The following is a 19,322-nucleotide window of genomic DNA, read 5'->3' as shown; positions in this document are numbered from 1 at the left end:
CATTAGTGGTCAATTACCTTGCTGAGGAATTCCTGGGCCCGCAGGTTGCGCGGGTGTTCGAAGAAGTCCTTCGGGTTGTGGGAGTCTTCCAGGACTTGCCCCTGGTCAAAGAAAATAACCCGGTCGCTCACTTCTCTGGCAAAGCCCATTTCGTGGGTAACGACCACCATGGTCATCCCTTCAGCGGCAATGGTCTGCATGACGTCCAAGACGTCCTGGATCATTTCCGGGTCAAGGGCACTGGTTGGTTCGTCAAACAAAAGCACCTTTGGCTTCATGGCCAAAGATCTGGCGATGGCCACCCGCTGCTTTTGCCCACCGGACAATTGTCTTGGGTAAGAGTCTTCCTTGTCCAAAAGGCCGACTTGCTTGAGCAGCTTTTCAGCGATTTCCCGGTTTTCCTTTTCGTCCCGGTGCAAAACGATTCTTGGGGCCAGCATGACATTCTCCAAGACAGTGTGGTTTTCGTAGAGGTTGAAGTGCTGGAAAACCATGCCGACGTCCCGGCGGATCTTGTTCAAGTCAGTCTTCTTGTCCCCCAGGTCATAGCCGTCCACGTCCAAGACGCCGGAAGAAATGCCTTCCAAACCGTTCATGGTTCTGATCAAGGTACTCTTGCCCGCGCCAGAAGGGCCGATGATGGAAACGACTTCGCCTTCGTCAATGCTTAAGTTGACGTCTTTCAAGGCATGGTAGTCGCCGTAGAACTTGTTGACTTTCTTGAACTCAATAATTGCTGCCATAGTGGTCCTCCTTGTTTTTATTAATGCTTAATTAAATAGCCACCTGTTTGACTCAGTATCTGCACTTTAAGGCCTGTCTGCCAAGCTGGTCCTCTCACGCGAAAAAGGTTCGATTATTAGTCGGTAGTTTGGTAAAAAAACCGGGATTATTTCCTCTTTCAAAGCGAGAACCGAATCATCTCAAAAGTGCCATTGCTTTTTTCTTTCCAGGACGCTTGTTTTTTATTTAAGTATGATTAATTTTTTATTAAATTTACCAGAAAACAAGCTTTCACGCAAGCATTTTGTCAGTTCTAGCTCAGTTTTTTATCTTTTTTTTAATAAAAGGGGCAAGAACTGCCTTGCTTATCTTAACCAGCTGCCAGTTTTCACTTCATTTTCTTTTGTTTCATTTGACATATTCTTAATTATATTAGATCTTACCCCAATTAGCAACAACTGTTTCTGAGCCAGGCACGCGTAACCGCTTTAAAGCCCGTTTTTTCACACTTTGACTAGACCAGGCCCTTGCTGGCCTCTATAATTAATAACTAAAGGAGTTTTACAATGTCAAAAAAGCAACATCCCATCATTATTGGTATCGCCGGCGGCTCCGGCTCTGGCAAGACGACCATTGCCCACGAATTATATGACCAGTTCAAAAACGACCGGATCCGGATCATTACGGAAGATTCTTATTATAAGAACCACCCGGAAATGACCATGGCCGAAAGAAACAAAATTAACTTCGACCACCCGGATGCTTTTGATACCGAGCTCTTGATCAACCAGCTGCAGGACCTGCTAGCCGGCAAGGCCATCGAGATGCCGATTTACGACTTCACCACCCACCTGCGCAGCCCGGAAACCGTCCACGTTGAGCCAGCCGACATCATCATCCTGGAAGGGATCCTGGTCCTGGCTTCAGAAGAATTGCGGAACTTGATGGACATCAAGATCTTCGTTGACACTGACGACGACATCCGCTTGATCCGCCGCCAGCGCCGGGACATGGCTGAACGGGGCCGGTCCTTTGACTCAATCATCGACCAGTACCTGGCAACGGTTAAGCCAAGCTACCACCAATTTGTTGAGCCAAGCAAGCGTTACGCCAACATCATCGTGCCAGAAGGCGGAGCCAACGACGTCGCTTTGGACATGCTGACCACGAAAGTCCGCGACATTCTCCGCCGCAATGATTTAGCAGAAAAAGAGGCGGAATAATGGCTAAGCAGAAACCACTTGTTATTGGGATTGCCGGCGGGTCCGGCTCTGGCAAGACGACTGTCTCCAAGGAAATCAGCCGGCGCCTGCCAGCTGACCGGGTGCTCATTCTGACTGAAGATGCCTACTATAACGACAACTCAGCCCTCAGCATGGATGAACGCAAAAAGATCAACTACGACCACCCCAATGCTTACGACACTGACCTTTTGATTGAGCAGCTGCAGGATTTGCTGGAGGGCAAGGCAATTGAAATGCCGACCTACAACTTCAACATCCTCTCCCGGGCTAAAGACACCATTCATGTTGAACCAGCCGATATCATCATCCTGGAAGGAATCCTGGTTTTGGCTTCAGAAGAATTGCGGAAGTTCATGGACATCAAGCTTTTCGTCGATGCTGACGACGATATCCGCTTCATCCGCCGCTTGCAGCGGGACACCCAGGAACGGGGCCGGTCAATTGACTGGATCATCTCCCAATACCTGGCAACGGTTAAGCCGAGCTACAACCAGTTCGTTGAACCAAGCAAGAAGTATGCCGACATCATCATTCCACAGGGCGGGGAAAACCAGGTCGCCATCGATATGGTTTCCTCCAAGCTCCTGTCAATTATCAACGTCTAAGAGAGCAAACTAGAGATAAAAAGTCCAGACTGAAACGAATAAGCGTGAACCAAGTGGTTCACGCTTATTTCTTTGGCATATTTTGATTTAGAGATTCATGTAAGCAAAAACAGATAATAAATGATGGTTAACTACTTGGCCATGACCCGGTCAAAAAGCTTGGTGATCAGCTTGACCAAGACCGCGTCAAAGACAACGGATGAGATCAAACCGGCAATGAACATTTCGATCAAAAGAGCCGGCTTGTAGGCGCTCCAGCCGTAAGTGAAGTAACACATCACAAAAGCTGCCACGTGGCAGCAGATGGCCCCGATGATCAGGCTCCCCCAGCCAAAACGTTCATAGTTTTCCTTCTTCGGGAAAAAGCCGATTTCATTGAAGGCCCCTTGCACCAGCCCTTGCAGGATGGTCATTGCCCCCCACTGGCCGCCAAAGGCCATTTCAACCGTGGCGGCCAGGGTTTCACCGACAATGCCGGAGCCAAAGGTCGGCACGAAGTACATGGCCAAAGGCGCGGCCATGTACCAAAGGCCAGAATAGATTTCATCAGCCAAAGGCCCCAGACCGACAAAGTTCAAAGCAAACTTGGTCGAGTTGTAGAGGGGGTTGAAGACGTAGGTGTAGATAACCCCCATGATAATCCCAATCAAAGCCATCAAGATAATGGCTTTCACATTCCACTTGCTCTCTCTTTTAAGCATTAAAAAACTCCTATCCAACAAAATTGCCGGCTAGGAGTTTGAATTCATGTTAAAGAAACACTTCCCTTGCGCAAGAATTACCTTGGTCAGGTTCAAAGGGTCGACTTTCGTCATCTCAGCTTTCGCTCCCCTAGTGGCATTTATTCAATTTGACTTAATCTAGTTTAGCAGATCCTTCAAACGCTAACAAGGCAAAAAAGTCCTTTAATTAATTAAAGCTTTTAAAGGATTCCAGTTTTTCCTTATCGATATCTCTAATAATTGCTAAAGCCAGGTCAACGGCTGCCTTATAGTCCTTGTAGCTGCTGAAGCAGTATGGAGAGTGCTCATAACGGACCGGAATCCCGATCACGATGGTTGGGGCCCCGTTTTCATAGTAGATGGCAGCCCCGTCCTGTCCGCCCCCGGTTCTGACTGACCGGGTGTAAGGAATGCCGTTTTTGTCAGCCAAGTCACAGGCATATTGCTGGAACTTCGGGTTTGGCAGGAAGGTGACGTCCATGTCCCGCAGCATTGGTCCCCGCTTAAGGCCAGTTTGAGACAGCCAGTCCGGTTCAAAAGTGTCATCAGCCGGGCAGCTTTCCAGAACCAGGCAGAGGTCTGGTTTGATCTTGCGGGCCGTGACATAGGCCCCCCGCAGGCCGACTTCTTCCTGGCTGGACAAGGCGGCAACCAGGTCAAAGTTGACTTCTTCATCCTTCAGATTTTCCAGGATGTCTGCCATGGCAGCGGCGCCGAAGCGGTCGTCAAAGTCCTTGCCGAAGAAAAGACCGGTCTTTTCATTGTACTGACAATCCACGTCGACGAAAATCGGGCAGCCGGTGTCGATCTTGTAGTCGTTGATCGTTTCTTCCCGGCTGGAGGAGCCGACGTCGATGGACAAGTCAGCGACCTGCGGGACAGACTTTCTTTCAGCTTCTGACATGAAGTGAGGCGGCTTTAAGGCCACAACGCCGGGGATGTATTCCCCGTCCCGGTTTCTGACCTTGACCTTGAGGGCCGGCAGAACGACATTGTTCCAGCCGCCCAGGGTCACGAACTTGATCAAGCCGTTTGGCCGGATAGCCTGGGTCAAGAAACCAACGGCGTCTGAGTGGGCGTCCAGCTGGATCACTGGCCGCTTGCCAGTGTTTTGCTTCTTGGAAGCATAGACGTTCAGCATCCCGTCGACTTCAAGGTCGGCATAGTCTTTGACCGTCTTGGTGAAGAGGTCAACGAATTCATTTTCAAAGCCGGAAGTGGCGTTGGCGTTTGAAAAATCCTTCAGCATTTGAATTTCAGCGGCTTTTTCCATCAGTAATCTCCGTTAATCCAGCAAATCGTACTTCAGCTTCATCAAGGTGTGGCCGTCCTTGACCATTTCCCCAGTCAAGGCCACCGTCTGCTCGTAAGCCAGGTCAGCCATCTTCTGGTTGGCTTCTTCCAGCTTCTCTTGCAAGTCGCGGCCAGTTAGGCCCTTAACGGCCCGGTCGGTTTCGTTTTCGATCTGGCGCAATTTAGCCATGGTCTTTTCTTCAAAAGCCTGTTCCAAAGCGCTGTAGACCTTGTAGTTGGTGTCGCCAAGCTGGGCGTTCAGCTTGTTAAGCCAGAAGATCTTGGTCAAGTCAAAGTCCGGACCGGTCTGGAAGCTGGCTGGAGTAGTCGTGACATTGGTGTAGAAAGGCACGAAAACGTTGAAAGTGTTCGGGCCAAAGGCCAGCCATTGCACGCCGGCAAGGCCTTCTTCAACATCATTTCTGATCTGCAGGATGTGGGTTTCGAAGTTCCGGTTGATCCCGATTGGGCGGAAGAGCTTCTTTTCAGCTTCTGTGTTGGTCGTGCTGTAGACATCGTACTTGGTGTCCTGGTAGTGGGAACTTTCCAGGAACTTGATGTCTTCCGGGCTGATCTTCTTCTTGGCGTAAGTGATGAAAGGCTGGTCCTGGTCCCCTGGCTCGCCTTCCCATTCAGGGTCAAAATAGCGGTGGATGTACCAGGCCCGCGGGTTGTTGTAGTGGGCGTCCTTGATAGTGGATGAACCGAAGATGTGGCGCAGGTTGTAGCCTTGGTAGTCCGGGTTCAAGTGGTATTCATTGATGATGTCCAGCAAGTCGCTTGAGCACATGAAGTTTTCTTCATCGTTAAAGTCGAAGAAGTCGATGTTCAAGCGGTTTGGCGCTGCCACGTAGGCATCGTCTGGAATCCGGCGGGCAGCCCAGTGGTGGCCGCCAATGGTTTCGATGTACCAGACTTCGTCATGGTCGGCAAAGGCTGACCCGTTCATTTCGTAGGTCCCGTACTTTTCCACCAGGTAGCCCAGGCGCTTAACCCCTTCTCTGGCTGAATGGATGTATGGCAAAGTCAAAGTGACAAAGTCTTCTTCACCCAAGCCGCCCTTTTCAACTAAGGGGTCAATCCCTTGGATCCGGCTGTTGGTGGTGATGGTTTCCGTGGCCGTCATGGCTACCGTGGCATCGTTGATCCCGGCAGCTGCCCAGATCCCGTTCTTGCCGGAAGCATCTGGCGCGCTAGTATAGCGCAAGGGGTTTGGCAACAGGTCTTCGTCATCGATTTCCTGGCCGCTGATCACAGCCTTGTAGTGCTTTGGCTGCTCTTCCGGGTTTACCGCGATAAAGGCTTCAGGAATAATGGTGCTGCCGCCGTCTTCGCTGCGGGCAATCATCGTGGAGCCATCAATAGTGGCATCCTTGCCGACTAAAATGGTCGTGCATTCTGCTGGCTTTTGCATAAGTCCTCCTCTAATAATCTAAAACTAATTGTCTGCTTTCTTACTATTATTCTAGCTGAAAAAATGCCTTTTGCCAGCTACTGCTTTTGCCGGTAAAGGGCATAGAGGCGCTTGCTCAAATCGACGCCGCCCGGCGCGCTGTTTTCAAACAGGATTTTGCCTGGCTCAGTGCCGGTATTTAATTCATCCCGGCTGGCCAGTTGCCGCTTGACTTCAGCGGCTGCCCCGATGGCCCCGTCGTAGACCTTGGTCTGGGGACCTAAGATCTCTTGAATGGCCTGCTTGGCAAAAGGAAAGTGGGTGCAGCCCAGAACCACTCCGGCAGCCTTGCCGGCATAAGGGGCCAGCAAGTCTTCCAGGTACTGGTAGATGGCCGGGCTGTCGGTTTCACCTTTTTCAATTAATTCGACCAGTTTCGGGGCGGGCACCTTGACCACCTGGCCAGGTTCAGCGCAGTCTTTAACCAGCTGCTTAAACTTTTCCTGCTCCAAGGTCAAAGGCGTGGCCATGGCAACTACCTGCCCGCCGGGATTTTCTTCCGCTGCCGGTTTAATGGCCGGTTCGATCCCGATGATCGGCAGGGAGTATTCCTGGCGCAGGCGGTCAGCCGCCGCGCTGGTTGCCGTGTTGCAGGCAATCATGACGGCCTTGACATGGTGTTTGTCAATCAGTTCATCAACTACCCGCTTGGCCAGCTGGTAGACTTCTTCCTTGCTCTTTACACCGTAAGGAGCATTGGCTGAGTCGCCATAGAAGACATAATCTTCGTTTGGCATCAGATCAACCAGACGGCTGAGGACCGTGAGGCCCCCCTGGCCGGAATCAAAAACGCCGATTGGCCGATCAGCATATTCTTTTGGCATATTATGACCTCCTCTAGCTATTAATTTTGAACTTTTTATCCGCTTTCTTCAATCGATACGCCACTTTATTTTTGCCCAAGGCGGACTTTCTTGATTTTTTCTTTAGATTTTTGCCGGAAAAACCGTCCGGCTTGCTTTTTTTAAGGGCTATGTTATTGTTATATCTAAACCCTGGATATCACGTTGATTACCGGAATAAAACGGCAATCTGGGAATAATTCTGTACACAGTTTTTTTAGAAAGAGCAAAAGAAATTATGTTTAACGTTTCGCCTGAACAAGAGCGCCGCCACATCGTTGACGACTCAGCACTCAATGGCTTTTTAACGAAAATGTATTCCATCATGGGCCTGGCAGTTCTGGTCTCAGCCTTGACCGCCTACTTGACCTTAACGGTCTTCTCTGGCAGCTTGCTGCCGCTACTCACCAACCGGGTCTTCCTCTGGGTCCTGCTTTTACTGCCGCTGATCTTGAGCGTGGGCATCAGCTTTAGAGCTAACCGCAAGCCTACGACGGCTTTCTTCATGTTGATGGCTATCGCTGTTATCTACGGGCTGGAATTCTCCCTCCTGGCTTTTGCCTACACGGGCGCCCAAATCGGCGGGGCCTTCATCTCAGCTTCAGCCGTCTTCATTGGGATGGCGGCTTACGGCAGCGTGACTAAGAAGAACCTGGACACCATCGGGGCTTACGCTTCAGCTGCTGTTTGGGGCTTGATCGTGGCCAGCCTGGTCAACATGTTCTTGAAGAGCACGCCAGCCAGCTTCATCTTCTCCATCATCGGGGTCATCATCTTCACGATCTTGACTGCCTGGGATGCCCAGAAGATGAAGGCCATCTACGCTAACTACGGCGACCAGTTGCCAGAACTTGGCCTGGCCGTTAACGGGGCTTTGCTGCTGTACTTGGACTTCATCAACCTCTTCCTGCAATTCCTGCAGATCTTCGGGATCGCTGACAACGACCGGTAAAGCAAAGTTTAAGATATGTCTTTTAAAAAGGCTTTCTTCTTATTCAATGTCATTAAGTTAAGGGATTGACAACAAGAAAGAACCGTATTATCCAAAATTTGGGTAGTACGGTTCTTTTGACTTTTGTAGGATTCGGAATAAAAATAAACGTGGAAGTGTCATTAGCACTCCCACGTTTTTCGTAAACAGTAGAAATATATTGAAAGCTGTGTAAACTATGAAATCTCAATCTCTACCTGTAAATATTTTAGCTCTACTTGATTCTATTATCAATGAAGCGGTATCCAAAATTTCGGAATTTACCACCAAACCAACTGCTTTTAGCAGACACCGTGTGATTGACGTTTCTAAGCTGATTATGTTGATCATCAATATGCAGTCCGAGAGCATTCAGAAGGAGCTGTTCAAGAACATATCGCTTTCTGGCTGTAGTATTACAGCTTCCGCTTTTGTACAAGCCAAAGCTAAGCTTAAACCTGACATATTCAGATACATTTTTGACCAGCTTAATATGAATCTTACGAGTCTAAAACTATACAATGATGAATATAGACTGTTTGCCATTGACGGCTCAGACTTTAATCAAGTATGGAATCCTAAATCTGAAAATATCGTCCGTTTTGAAGGCGCCAATCGCAAACCTTACTGCCAGGTTCATCTTAATGCCCTGTACGATCTTGAAAATAAGATCTATCAAGATTGTGTGATTCAACCTAAGAACAGGATGGATGAACGAAAGGCAGCCGTTGAGATGCTTTCTAGGCTTGATTGCGGAAAATATATCGTCTTGATGGATCGCGGATATCTATCCTTCAATATGATTCAGCACTGCAACGTAAACAAAGACTGCTACTACGTGATAAGGTCAAAAACGGGTTTCACTGCGATCAAGGAAATCAGCCAGCTGCCCGATGAAGAATATGACGGTATCCTTGACTGCTGGGTAACTACATCTAACCATTTCTATACCCAAAACAAAGATCATCTCAATATACATCTGGTAAACCATGTAAATCATCAGTACAAGAAGTTCAAATCCAAGAATAGTAAGGACAACAGCTGGGACTTTAAACAGTTTTGTCATGTGAGATTCCGTGTATGCAAGTTCAGAATCAACCCTGATGATGCTCCGAATAAGGAGCAGTGGGAAGTCCTGGTAACTAATCTTGACGCAGATAAGTTTCCGCTCGACAGAATGAAAGAACTATACAATTTACGCTGGGGAATTGAGAAGTCTTTCAAGACACTTAAGTACGATGACTGCGGAATCCAGTTCCATTCCAAGAAAGACGAGTTTGTAAAGATGGAGCTGTATGCCCATCTGATTGCCTACAATGTGATAATGACCATGGTGAACCAGGCTTATGCTCCGCATCCTAAGTCAAAATCTGACAGCCCATACCAGATAAACCTATCCATGGCGTTCTTTTTAGCACATTATTTACTAGGTGCTGGATGGCTAAAGAAGAATTATGAGGAGTTACTGTATATGATTTCGATGTATATCGGGATGATTAGGCCAAACCGAAGTTACAATCGAAATATACATCCAAGAAGTGCAGTAGTTTTCAATTACCGGCTCTAATTTTGTAAGGTTTGCATAGCTTTCAAGTCCTACTAAGGACTATTTTGTCATGCGTAGAAACAAAAAAACTTGTTCAAGGATCACACCAAAACGGCGTGATATTGAACAAGTTTTTATTTAGAACCGATCTATGGTCAATGTCAATCCCTTAACTTAATGACATTGCTTCTTATTAGAAAGCCTTTTTTTCTTGACTATTTTTTTTGCAAGAGTAAGGTAAAAGATATGTAAAGTTTTTTATCAGTAGAGCTTAGAAAAAAAGAAGGTCAAACATTGCAAAAGAAACCGGTATGGAAAAGAAACCTGCAAGTCTCGGCAGTCAGCGTCTTTTTGGCGGGGATCGCCTTTTCAGAAGTCACGCCTTTTTTATCCCTGTACATTGACACCTTGGGCAAGTTCAGCCACCAGCAGCTGAGTTTTTGGTCCGGGATCGTCTTTTCAGCGGTTTACGTTGTAGCGGCCCTGGTTTCACCGATCTGGGGCAAGCTGGCTGACAAGAAGGGACGCAAGCCAATGATCCTGCGGGCTTCTTTGGGGATGGCGGTTGTCTTTACCTGCATGGGGTTGGCGCAAAATGTCTGGCAGCTGCTCTTCCTGAGAGGGATGCAGGGGGTTTTTGCCGGCTTCATCTCCAACTCTAACGCTCTTATCGCGGCAGAGACGCCAAAGAACAAGTCTGGCAAGGCGCTGGGGATCATGATTTCCGCCCAGACCGGGGGACAATTGCTGGGGCCCTTTGCCGGCGGGGCACTGTCGCAGGCTTTTAGCTACCGGGTAACCTTCTTTATTACCGGGGCCCTGCTTTTCACCTGCTTCGTCTTGTCTGTCTTCTTTATCCATGAAGATGACTTCGTGCCGGTTAAGAGCGAGCAGCGGGCCAGCTTTAAGGATACGATGAAGCAATTTAAGAGCGGGCAATTGATTCTGGGGCTGCTGCTGACGACCTTGATCATTCAAGCGGCCAACAACTCCATCAACCCAATCGTTTCCCTGTATGTCAGAAGCTTGATGCACAATTCAGGGCAGGTTGTCTTCGTCAGCGGGATCATCGCTGCTTTGCCAGGGATTGCCACGGTAGCTGCAGCTTCCTACTTTGGGGGCCTGGGTGACCGGATCGGGACCCACAAGATCATCTTAGGTGGCTTGATCGGTTCGATCATTCTCTTCTTCTTGACGGCTTTTGTCCGCAATACGATTGAGCTGGGTGTTTGCCGCTTCTTGATTGGTTTTACCGACGCCTGCCTCTTCCCGCAGGTGCAGACCATGCTGACCAAGTACAGCCCGAAACAATTGACCAGCCGGGTCTTCAGCTGGAACCAAAGCGCCATGTACGTCGGCAATATTTTTGGGCCGCTATTGGGCTCAACGGTTTCGGCCCACCTCGGCTACAGCGCCGTCTTCCTGGTAACCAGCGGGATCGTCGTGATCAACCTGCTTCTTTACCGGACCAACATTTTGAAAAACATTGCCTAGTTTAGGCGCGAAAAAAGCTCCAAGATTCATTCTTGGGGCTTTTTGCTTGGAAGATTAGTAATCATCGCTACTGTAATCTTCGTTGGTATCGACTGAATCAGAGTAATCATCTTGGCTGTCTTCACTGTAGTCTGAACTTGAATCATAATCCGCGTCAGAACTACTATCATCACTCTCATTATAGTCTGAGCTTGAGTCATAGTCTGAACTGCTGTCATCAGTATTGTAGTCTGAATCTTCATCCGTGTTGCCGTTGGATTGATGTTTTTTAGCCCAGTCAATTTGTCCTTGGACCCAAGGATCTGGATTGCCGTAAACATCGCTCCCAGGGGCATGATCTTGACCAGGCATAACGCGATTTCCTTTGGGATCATAACCGCGTTCTCGGTTGATTTCACCCTGGCTCTTAGCGGTTGACTGACTGCTTGCCTCTTGCTGGCTTGTCTGGCTGGAACTCTGCTTTGCTTTTAAGGCAGTCTTTTTTGAACTAGTTGATGCTGCCTTTTCAGATGATGACTTTGCTTGCTCCTTCTTAGCTTTGCTTGCAACTTTAGATGATTTAGCTGAACTCGAACTGCTTTTGGCTGAACTGGCAGTACTGTTGGAACAGGCAGTGAGCATCAGACCTGCCAACAAAACAACCCCTATCACATTTATTCTCATAAAAACACTCCACAAACATTCCTAATTTTTCCATTACTAACTAAAAGGCTCCATAAGATGGGGCCTTTTTGCTTGATTTACTTGTCGATTTTAATTGGCTTTAAGAATCCGTATCCACCATAAGTATTCATCGAAGAGTGGTAGGTGATGTAAACCTTGTTCCCTTTAACAATGAATTCCAATTTACTTGGATTTAATTCTTTATAGGTCATGACACTCTTAATGTCTTTAGATTGTACCTTGTAGATCTTCTTTTGAATGGTCTTCTTGTTTCCCTTTACCAAGTCAGTTAACTTGAGCTTCTTGCCAGTTTTCAGCGAATAAGTTGCAGCTTCAGCCCATTCATGAGCAACACCATAGGCAGAGTCTTCTTTGTGATAACCTACAGAAAAATATTTCTTGTTGGTGTAAACGTGCGTAAGAGTATACTCGCCTAATTGATTGGCCTTTTCATAGTCATACATATCAGAATCGTCATAATACCAGTCTGAAACGCTTTTGGCCATCTCATAGCCACCCTTTTTGTAGTTCTTCAAGTCCTTCTTGTAAGCACTGGCTAAAGACTTGTTAATCTTTTTAACCGTAGCAGATTTCCCTTGTAAAACCGGCTGCTGGTAAGAATAGCTGATCTTTGCATGCGGGTAGTACTTGGTCTGCTTATGCTTAACGATCTTGTATTTCACATTGGCAGCTTGAACTTTGGCAGCTGGAGCACCTAAAGTAAGCAGCATCCCGGCCGCGGCCAATGCAGGAACTAATTTCTTCAGTTTCATTTTAAATCCTCTTATAAATTCAAATAGAACAAACACTTTATAAACTATATTCTATTCTTGACTATCTCAAAGGGCAAGCGCTTCTTTGTCTGTGTTTCTATCCATATTTACCCCAATTTTACAAAAATAAGGATGTCATTAAGCGAAAATAACAATTTTCAACAATTCCTATGCGTTTGCTCAAAAAAATTCTTCGCATTATACTGAAGAAAAATATTCTTTGAAAATCGAGGTGTTACTTTGAAAGTCATTACCAAAATTTTGCAAGCTGTCAGCTTCCTGCTCAGTCTCATTCTCCTCTGGGTCTCCCTGGCCAGCTTGATTGATGTCTGCAACTCTGCCAGACTAATGGGCTGGTCTTCCTTTATCCCTTCAATCGCCGCTGGTCTGGTCTTCATCATCATGCTGGTCTGTGAGGCCTGGCTCAGCTTGCGGATAGACAAGCTGGATGACCGCGGAATCTTCTTTTTCCTGGCTGCTCTCCTACTTTTGACAGCCGGTGAAATGATCTCGCCCATCGCCTTGGGCTCTGGCTTTCTCTGGCTGAACCTCCTGCAGTTGCTTCTGATCCTTTTAGCCCGCTTTGCCATCGACTTTCATGAGTAGCAGGTCAAAAATTGTACGAAAAAATGGTGAAACTCGTTTTCTCGAGCTTCACCATTTTATTTTTTTCGTTTCATGGACAAGTCATCCGGCAAGACAAAGACGACAAAAACATCGCCGTAATAATTGTCTTCCACATACCGGCCTAAAGTGCTGAGCTTGAGGAGCTCCCCGCTCTTAGCCTTGACCCGGTAGTTCAGCAGCAGGCTCTTGTCTGGATCCGTCACTTTTTTCTGTCGCTGCAGCTTGATGGCCTTTTCCGCTTCCGCAAAGTCGGCCTGATAGACAAAGTTATTATAGCTGGACTTGGTATATGCCAAAAAGTCCTCGTAGCTCTGGCAGCCCAGCAAATGAACGAGATAGTCGTTGGCGAAAAGTATCTCCCGCTCATTATCGTCAGCCCGGTAGATCAAAATCCCGCCTGGCAGGCCCTGAGCGACGTTCTTGACGTTGAAGCCCAGCTGGGCCCGCTTGACCCGCTCCATTTCCGGCTCATAACGCTTAGCCGCGTGCTTGCCGTGCATCTTAGCCGCGTAAAGTGCCTCATCAGCAAAAGTCACCAGTTCTTTGATGCTGGCCGCCTGGCTTGGGTAAGCAGCATAGCCGGCTGAAATCGTATATCTGACCGTCGTTTCGCCGCTCTTGAATTCTTGCACGCCATCAATCGCGTCTTCAACCACTTGCTTAATATAGTCCGGCCTGCCGGTCACCGCGACGCAGAACTCGTCCCCGCCTGTCCGGCCAACCAAAGCATCAGGCGGAAACTTTTTCAGTAAATGATCAGCCAAATGCTTCAAGGCCAAGTCGCCAATCACGTGTCCATAAACGTCATTGACGAACTTAAAGTCATCCAGGTCAATAAAGGCCAAAGTCAGCGGCTCTTTCCCCTTTATTTCTGCTAATTTTTTTAACTGTTCAAAAAATCCCCGCCGGTTGTCCAGTCCCGTCAATGGATCTTTAAAAGCCAGCTGGTCCAGCTCCACTTTCTGCTGCCGGGTACCGAGGAAAAGATACAAGAGGCAGCTCAGTGATATGTCGATCAATACGGCAAAAATCAGCAAAAGTACTGTTTCGCCGCTGCACCAGCCTGCTTTAGGAACGATGTTTAAAGTCCACCAGCAAGAACCATAATTAAAAGTATAGCCAACCGCGTCCTTAAGCTTCTCTCCTTTCCCTAAAGACGACTCGACCTGGGTCTTCTTCTGGGTTAAAGGCGACTTGTTGGTATTAATGCAATAGTCATAGCCCATGGTCGTCAAGTTCTTCAAGGTGTGCTGGTAGACGTCCGGCAATTTGACCGTCATGATAACATAGCCCCAGAACTTGCCATTTTTCAAGGTTACCGGAGTCATGACTACGACGCATCTCTTGGCATTGAGCAGGGGCATTGGGCCATATAAGACGGCCTTGTCTTTCTGCTTGACGAAATTGAGAACCTGCTTAGCCTCTTTAACCTGCATTAAGTCATTATTCTTTTTCTGCTTTGACTGATATGGATAGGTATTAGTGACTACTCCATTAGGCACCAGTTCAATCAAGCTGATGTAATCTTTCTTTAACAGCTTGGCAGCATTCGTGAATTCTTCTTTTTCTACCTTGCCGTTTTTGGCAACCACCAGCTTTTCCATGGCCGCGTTGCTGCTGGCCGCGTATTGGAAGTCTCTCTTCAGCTCAATAGCATAGGCTTCAGCAATCTGGTATGCCTTGTCCTTTCTGCTGGCAAGACTCTGCGAGTAAAAAACAGCTGCAATGAGAAATGACGCAACGACAAAAAATATGGTTAAAGTCGCCCAAACCGCTTTATTTTTCAGATTCAGTTTCATTGCATTCCGCCACCTTCCAAGGCCATTTCTATATAACCATACCTATATGTTTTAGTTTAACACGCTTACTTCGTATAGCCTATAAGAAAAGGCTTTTTGTTTAAAAAAGGCTGCTTAATATGCAGCTAGCGCCCCAACAACTTAATTTAGTAAAGTGTAGCTCCCGTTATCCCCCTAAGTGCAAGAGAATAAGCTTAAGAATATTAAGCAAAGGCGGTATTTTTCCTATTTTTCGCTATTTGCCTTCCCTTTATCGCTTATTTTCTATCTTGTTATAGCTTACCCCTTGTCAACCCTTTCCAAAGCTCCTATAGTTACAGTCATCAGCAAGAGCTGATCCATTATTTATCTTTTAGAAACGGAGGGAAACATGATGGAAGTTCCTGGTAAAAAAGTTGGCATGTTGTCTGGCGAATGGCAGATCGCCTCAAATATCTTCAAAGGTTCACTGGGAAACATGATCGAGTGGTTCGACTGGTACGTTTACGCCTCATTCTCAATCTACTTCTCAGCCGCCTTTTTCCCGGCCAGCAATCAGACCGCTGAACTTCTTTCAACGGCTGCCGTCTTTGCGATCGGCTTCTTGATGCGGCCCCTGGGTTCCTTGATCATGGGCCAGTTCGCTGACAAAAAAGGGCGTAAGGCAGCCTTGACCTTGTCAGTCACAATCATGGCCGCCGGCTCCTTGATCATCGCTTTTGCCCCAACCTACGCGCAAGTTGGGATCATCAGCCCCATCATCCTGGTCGTCACCCGGATGATTCAAGGCCTCTCCCTTGGCGGGGAATACGGCACCAGCGCCACCTACATGTCAGAAATGGCCAGCCGGGGCCGGCGGGGCTTCTACTCATCTTTCCAATACGTGACCCTGATCGCTGGCCAGCTCTTCTCCTTGCTGGTCCAAATCATCCTGCAGCAGGTCTTGACCGACGCCCAGCTCTACGCTTTTGGCTGGCGCATCCCCTTCATCATTGGTGCCCTGGGCGCCGTAGCCGTCCTTTGGCTGCGCCTGTCTATGGATGAATCTGCCCAGTTCACTGCCAAAAACAAGCAAAACAAGCAGGCCGGCAGCTTCACCCTTTTGATGAAATATCCTAAGCAAGTTGCCATCGTCGTTGGCATGACCCTGGGCGGCACGATCAGCTTCTATTCCTACACCACCTACATGCAGCAGTTCATGATCAACACAGCTGGCCTGGACAAGGAAACGGTCGCCATGATCAACTTCTTGGTTCTCTTGGTCATGGTCGCCCTGCAGCCAATCTTTGGCCACTTGTCTGATAAAATCGGCCGCCGGCCCCTCTTGATCTTCTTTGGTATCGGCGGGACCCTCTTGACCGTTCCAATCTTTACCCTGCTCTCTCATGTCACTACTGCCCTGCAGGCATTTCTGCTAATGCTGACCGGCGTGGTTATCGTCTCTGGCTATACCTCAATCAACGCCATTGTCAAAGCTGAACTTTTCCCAAGTGAAATCCGGGCTTTAGGCGTTGGCCTGCCATACGGTTTGACCGTCGCACTTTTTGGCGGCACTTCCCAATACGTCGCCTTGTACATGCGGTCAGCGGGCCACGAAAGTCTCTTCTTCTACTACGTTTCATTAGCGGTCTTCATTTCTCTTATGGTCTATGTCTTTGCCTTGAAAGGTCACCGGTCAGCACTTGACGAAGAAGCATAGGCATATATAAAGGAGATATGCAAAAAAGCTTATCCAGGACGGATAAGCTTTTTCTTTGGAATTTTCTGCTTTTAGTAGATCTTTGCGACTTGTTCTTGAACAGTCGGGTGGGCCAGGAAGTCGTCGTAACTGATGTCGGCCCGGGCCACCACACCCTTTGGACCAACTTCAATAATGTGGTTGGCAATGGTCTGGATGAACTCGTGGTCGTGGGAAGTAAAGAGAATTGAGCCTGGGTAGTTTTCCATGGCTTCGTTCAAGGCCGTGATGGATTCCAGGTCCAAGTGGTTGGTCGGATCGTCCATGACCAATACATTGGCTGCTTCCAGCATCATTCTGGACAGCTGGCAGCGGACCTTTTCACCCCCGGACAGGACCTTGATCTGCTTGTTGATCTCGTCGCCGCTGAAGAGCATTCTGCCCAAAAAGCCCCGCAAGAAGGTGTTGTCGTCGTGCTCCTTGTCAGCGTATTGGCGCAGCCAGTCCAGGATCGTCAATTCGTCATTGTCGAAGTTGGCGTTAAGGTCTCTGGACATGTAGTTAAAGGAAGTCGTCTGCCCCCAGGTAACAGTCCCGGAGTCTGGCTCCAGGCGGCCAGCGATGATTTCCATCAAAGCGGTCGTAGCCCGGGTGTTTCTGGACAAGAAGGCTACCTTGTCACCCGGCCGAACGATAAAGGAGACATTGTCCAAAAGCTGTTCGTCGCCAGACTTGTAGGACACATTGTCCACTCTGAGCAAGTCGTTGCCCAAATCCCGGTTCATCTCAAACTTGATGTAAGGGTACTTGCGGCTGGATGGCTTGATGTCGTCCAAGCTGATCTTGTCCAGCTGCTTCTTTCTGGAAGTGGCCTGCTTGGACTTGGAAGCATTGGCTGAGAAGCGGGCGATGAATTCTTGCAGCTGCTTGATCTGTTCTTCCTTCTTGGCATTTTGCTGGCGGGCCAGTTCCGTGGCCAGCTTGCTTGATTCGTACCAGAAGTCGTAGTTGCCGACGTAAAGCTTGATCTGCCCGCGGTCAACGTCACACATCTGGGTGCAGACCTGGTTCAGGAAGTGACGGTCGTGGGAAACGACCAAAACGATGTTTTCATAGTCAGCCAGAAAGTTTTCCAGCCAGGCCGTGGTGTGCACGTCCAGACCGTTGGTCGGTTCGTCCAAAAGGAGGATGTCCGGGTTGCCGAACAGTGCCTGGGCCAAAAGGACCTTAACCTTGTCGCTTTCCGCCAGCTCGCTCATCTGCTTTTGGTGCATGTCTTCCGGGATGCTCATGGACTGCAAAAGCTGGGAAGCGTCAGCTTCAGCGTTCCAGCCGTCCAGTTCCGCAAATTCAGTTTCCAGTTCAGCCGCCTTGACCCCGTCTTCTTCACTGAAGTCGGCCTTGGCGTAAAGGGCGTCGCGCTCCTTCATGACCTGGTAGAGCTTTTGGTGGCCTTGAATCACAGTTTCCATAACGGAAAAATCTTCAAAGGCAAAGTGGTCCTGGTTCAGGCTGGACATTCTTTCGTTAGGGCCCATGCTGATTGAGCCCGTGGTCGGTTCCATTTTTCCTTCCAGCAGCTTTAAGAAAGTCGACTTGCCGGCCCCGTTGGCCCCAATGATGCCGTAGCAGTTGCCCGGCGTGAACTTAAGGTTGACGTCGCTGTAAAGGGTGCGACTGCCGATTTGCAAACTTAAATCTGTTACTGTGATCAATAGATTTTCCTCTGTTTCTTAAATTTTCTACTGCAATTATGACTAAATCAGTATAACAGGTTTGGCCTTTGCCCACCAAGCTTTTCACCCATTTTCTCCCCCCTTTTTTAAAGTTCTTTCTTTTTAAAGAATAAATTGGCTTATAATCTGTTAAAAAGAACTGATTGATAGGAGTATTTTTATGGCATTTTTCATCTCACTGGAGCAGATCTGCATCATGTTCATCCTCATGGCCATCGGCTTCCTCTGCCGGAAGAAGGGCATGATCCATGAAGAAACCGGCAAGGACTTAACCGCCATCCTGGTCTACATCGTCGGCCCCTGCCTGATCATCAACGCCTTTGAGCGCCCGGCCAGCGCCAGCCTGGTCAAGGACTTTGGCTTAACCTTCCTGGCGGGATCGCTCAACTACCTCTTCCCCATCGCCTTCAGCAGTCTCCTGCTCCGCCTGCCTCGGTTAAAAAATGACCCGGACAAGCAGCTGATTGCTTTTGGCGCGGTCTACAACAACTGCGGCTTTATCGGCATCCCCCTGATTCAAGCTCTTTTAGGCAGTAAGGGGACCTTCTTCGCCGTGCCCATCCTGGTTTTGAACAACATCTTCATTTGGTCTCACGGCATCGGCACCTTTAAGAAGCGGCAGCCTTTGGCCGATACCCTCAGAACCGTCCTCTTAAACCCAAATATCATCGCCACGGCCATTGGCTTCATCCTTTTTATCACCGGCGTCAGCCTCAAGTTTCCTGCCGTGATCTCCCGGTCAGTCAGCTACGTGGCTTCTTTGAACACTCCCTTAAGCATGATCGTCATCGGCTCCAACCTGGGAACAATTTCGGGGGACTTCTATAAAGATGGCAAAGCCTGGCTGATCTGCTTCTTGCGGAACTTCCTTATGCCGGCCTGCATGAGCGTGATCCTGCTCCTGGTTCCCTTGTCAATGACCGCTTACCTGGCCGTAGTCATCATGGCGGCCGCCCCGGTTGCCGGCTTTATTGTCATGCTCAGCCTCCTGGCCAACCGCCCTGTTGCCTTCCCTATGCGCTGTCTGTGCCTGTCGACTCTGATGTCGGTGGTCAGCGTGCCCTTGATTATCATGCTGGCCAGCTGGCTCAAGCAGCTGGTATAGTTCACCCTTACCCGAAATGTATCATTTTTGTCAAGAAAATTGTTCGACTTTTTAGAAAAAGTTACGGAAA

General features: G+C 48.4%; 17 protein-coding genes and 1 riboswitch. Of the genes, 8 read left to right on the top strand and 9 right to left on the bottom strand.

The features are described 5' to 3' along the window. Nucleotides 1-2: 2 nt before the first annotated feature. Nucleotides 3-743, bottom strand: coding sequence for an amino acid ABC transporter ATP-binding protein (locus tag ACYVUT_RS02675; RefSeq protein ID WP_439774727.1), 741 nt, complete (start codon nt 741-743; stop codon nt 3-5). Between the two features lie 546 nt (nt 744-1,289). On the opposite strand from ACYVUT_RS02675, the gene udk (ACYVUT_RS02670) reads away from it, so the two are divergent. Next, nucleotides 1,290-1,946: a uridine kinase gene (udk, locus tag ACYVUT_RS02670; RefSeq protein WP_484501430.1), complete on the top strand. Its 657-nt coding sequence runs from the start codon at nt 1,290-1,292 to the stop codon at nt 1,944-1,946. After that, nucleotides 1,946-2,572: a uridine kinase gene (gene udk / locus ACYVUT_RS02665; protein ID WP_484501429.1), complete on the top strand. Its 627-nt coding sequence runs from the start codon at nt 1,946-1,948 to the stop codon at nt 2,570-2,572. The genes udk (ACYVUT_RS02670) and udk (ACYVUT_RS02665) overlap by 1 nt, the downstream gene beginning before the upstream one ends. 131 nt (nt 2,573-2,703) lie before the next feature. Here the strand turns inward: udk (ACYVUT_RS02665) and ACYVUT_RS02660 are convergent, their stop codons facing one another. The 4 genes from ACYVUT_RS02660 to murI form a co-directional block, all read right to left on the bottom strand. Next, nucleotides 2,704-3,273 (bottom strand): ECF transporter S component, encoded by a 570-nt coding sequence (locus ACYVUT_RS02660; RefSeq protein WP_439774724.1) that lies wholly within the window; start codon nt 3,271-3,273, stop codon nt 2,704-2,706. Nucleotides 3,274-3,318: 45 nt separating this feature from the next. Beyond that, nucleotides 3,319-3,415: riboswitch (TPP riboswitch) on the bottom strand. Between the two features lie 66 nt (nt 3,416-3,481). Next, nucleotides 3,482-4,567: a M42 family metallopeptidase gene (locus ACYVUT_RS02655; protein WP_439774723.1), complete on the bottom strand. Its 1,086-nt coding sequence runs from the start codon at nt 4,565-4,567 to the stop codon at nt 3,482-3,484. Between the two features lie 12 nt (nt 4,568-4,579). Beyond that, nucleotides 4,580-6,001, bottom strand: coding sequence for a C69 family dipeptidase (locus tag ACYVUT_RS02650; protein ID WP_439774722.1), 1,422 nt, complete (start codon nt 5,999-6,001; stop codon nt 4,580-4,582). 77 nt (nt 6,002-6,078) lie between these two features. Then, nucleotides 6,079-6,864: a glutamate racemase gene (gene murI, locus ACYVUT_RS02645; RefSeq protein ID WP_484499870.1), complete on the bottom strand. Its 786-nt coding sequence runs from the start codon at nt 6,862-6,864 to the stop codon at nt 6,079-6,081. A 256-nt stretch (nt 6,865-7,120) separates the two neighbouring features. Here murI and ACYVUT_RS02640 point away from each other — a divergent pair, with 256 nt between their 5' ends. From ACYVUT_RS02640 to ACYVUT_RS02630, 3 genes are all read left to right on the top strand, one after another. Further along, nucleotides 7,121-7,834: a Bax inhibitor-1/YccA family protein gene (locus ACYVUT_RS02640; protein ID WP_484501428.1), complete on the top strand. Its 714-nt coding sequence runs from the start codon at nt 7,121-7,123 to the stop codon at nt 7,832-7,834. 217 nt (nt 7,835-8,051) lie between these two features. Continuing rightward, nucleotides 8,052-9,419, top strand: a complete 1,368-nt coding sequence (locus ACYVUT_RS02635; protein WP_484499632.1) for an IS4 family transposase — start codon at nt 8,052-8,054, stop codon at nt 9,417-9,419. Nucleotides 9,420-9,692: 273 nt separating this feature from the next. After that, complete coding sequence (locus ACYVUT_RS02630) at nt 9,693-10,892, top strand: MFS transporter (RefSeq protein ID WP_439774719.1); 1,200 nt, start codon at nt 9,693-9,695, stop codon at nt 10,890-10,892. A gap of 54 nt (nt 10,893-10,946) precedes the next feature. On the opposite strand, the gene ACYVUT_RS02625 is transcribed toward ACYVUT_RS02630, so the two are convergent. Both ACYVUT_RS02625 and ACYVUT_RS02620 read right to left on the bottom strand, forming a co-directional pair. Beyond that, nucleotides 10,947-11,525, bottom strand: coding sequence for a hypothetical protein (locus tag ACYVUT_RS02625; protein ID WP_484501427.1), 579 nt, complete (start codon nt 11,523-11,525; stop codon nt 10,947-10,949). A gap of 107 nt (nt 11,526-11,632) precedes the next feature. Continuing rightward, a complete protein-coding gene (locus ACYVUT_RS02620) occupies nt 11,633-12,328 on the bottom strand; it encodes a hypothetical protein (RefSeq protein WP_484501426.1) in 696 nt (231 codons plus the stop codon). 240 nt (nt 12,329-12,568) lie between these two features. On the opposite strand from ACYVUT_RS02620, the gene ACYVUT_RS02615 reads away from it, so the two are divergent. After that, a complete protein-coding gene (locus ACYVUT_RS02615) occupies nt 12,569-12,934 on the top strand; it encodes a hypothetical protein (RefSeq protein WP_484499866.1) in 366 nt (121 codons plus the stop codon). A 56-nt stretch (nt 12,935-12,990) separates the two neighbouring features. On the opposite strand, the gene ACYVUT_RS02610 is transcribed toward ACYVUT_RS02615, so the two are convergent. Beyond that, nucleotides 12,991-14,754 carry a sensor domain-containing diguanylate cyclase gene (locus tag ACYVUT_RS02610; RefSeq protein ID WP_484499865.1) on the bottom strand — a complete coding sequence of 588 codons (1,764 nt, stop codon included), beginning with the start codon at nt 14,752-14,754 and terminating at the stop codon, nt 12,991-12,993. 370 nt (nt 14,755-15,124) lie between these two features. On the opposite strand from ACYVUT_RS02610, the gene ACYVUT_RS02605 reads away from it, so the two are divergent. After that, nucleotides 15,125-16,432 carry an MFS transporter gene (locus ACYVUT_RS02605; protein ID WP_484499864.1) on the top strand — a complete coding sequence of 436 codons (1,308 nt, stop codon included), beginning with the start codon at nt 15,125-15,127 and terminating at the stop codon, nt 16,430-16,432. Between the two features lie 71 nt (nt 16,433-16,503). Here the strand turns inward: ACYVUT_RS02605 and ACYVUT_RS02600 are convergent, their stop codons facing one another. Further along, nucleotides 16,504-18,126: an ABC-F family ATP-binding cassette domain-containing protein gene (locus ACYVUT_RS02600; RefSeq protein WP_439775520.1), complete on the bottom strand. Its 1,623-nt coding sequence runs from the start codon at nt 18,124-18,126 to the stop codon at nt 16,504-16,506. Nucleotides 18,127-18,307: 181 nt separating this feature from the next. Between ACYVUT_RS02600 and ACYVUT_RS02595 the strand changes: the two genes are divergently transcribed. Next, nucleotides 18,308-19,252 carry an AEC family transporter gene (locus tag ACYVUT_RS02595; RefSeq protein ID WP_484499863.1) on the top strand — a complete coding sequence of 315 codons (945 nt, stop codon included), beginning with the start codon at nt 18,308-18,310 and terminating at the stop codon, nt 19,250-19,252. Nucleotides 19,253-19,322 lie beyond the last annotated feature (70 nt).

Source organism: Lactobacillus sp. WILCCON 0059, from assembly GCF_057197985.1.
This window is presented reverse-complemented; position numbering and strand designations above follow the sequence as displayed.

Coding starts and splice junctions, on each gene's coding strand:
- ACYVUT_RS02675 (WP_439774727.1), bottom strand. CDS start 743: ATGGCAGCAATTATTGAGTTCAAGAAAGTCAACAAGTTCTACGGCGAC.
- udk (WP_484501430.1), top strand. CDS start 1,290: ATGTCAAAAAAGCAACATCCCATCATTATTGGTATCGCCGGCGGCTCC.
- udk (WP_484501429.1), top strand. CDS start 1,946: ATGGCTAAGCAGAAACCACTTGTTATTGGGATTGCCGGCGGGTCCGGC.
- ACYVUT_RS02660 (WP_439774724.1), bottom strand. CDS start 3,273: ATGCTTAAAAGAGAGAGCAAGTGGAATGTGAAAGCCATTATCTTGATG.
- ACYVUT_RS02655 (WP_439774723.1), bottom strand. CDS start 4,567: ATGGAAAAAGCCGCTGAAATTCAAATGCTGAAGGATTTTTCAAACGCC.
- ACYVUT_RS02650 (WP_439774722.1), bottom strand. CDS start 6,001: ATGCAAAAGCCAGCAGAATGCACGACCATTTTAGTCGGCAAGGATGCC.
- murI (WP_484499870.1), bottom strand. CDS start 6,864: ATGCCAAAAGAATATGCTGATCGGCCAATCGGCGTTTTTGATTCCGGC.
- ACYVUT_RS02640 (WP_484501428.1), top strand. CDS start 7,121: ATGTTTAACGTTTCGCCTGAACAAGAGCGCCGCCACATCGTTGACGAC.
- ACYVUT_RS02635 (WP_484499632.1), top strand. CDS start 8,052: ATGAAATCTCAATCTCTACCTGTAAATATTTTAGCTCTACTTGATTCT.
- ACYVUT_RS02620 (WP_484501426.1), bottom strand. CDS start 12,328: ATGAAACTGAAGAAATTAGTTCCTGCATTGGCCGCGGCCGGGATGCTG.
- ACYVUT_RS02610 (WP_484499865.1), bottom strand. CDS start 14,754: ATGAAACTGAATCTGAAAAATAAAGCGGTTTGGGCGACTTTAACCATA.
- ACYVUT_RS02605 (WP_484499864.1), top strand. CDS start 15,125: ATGATGGAAGTTCCTGGTAAAAAAGTTGGCATGTTGTCTGGCGAATGG.
- ACYVUT_RS02595 (WP_484499863.1), top strand. CDS start 18,308: ATGGCATTTTTCATCTCACTGGAGCAGATCTGCATCATGTTCATCCTC.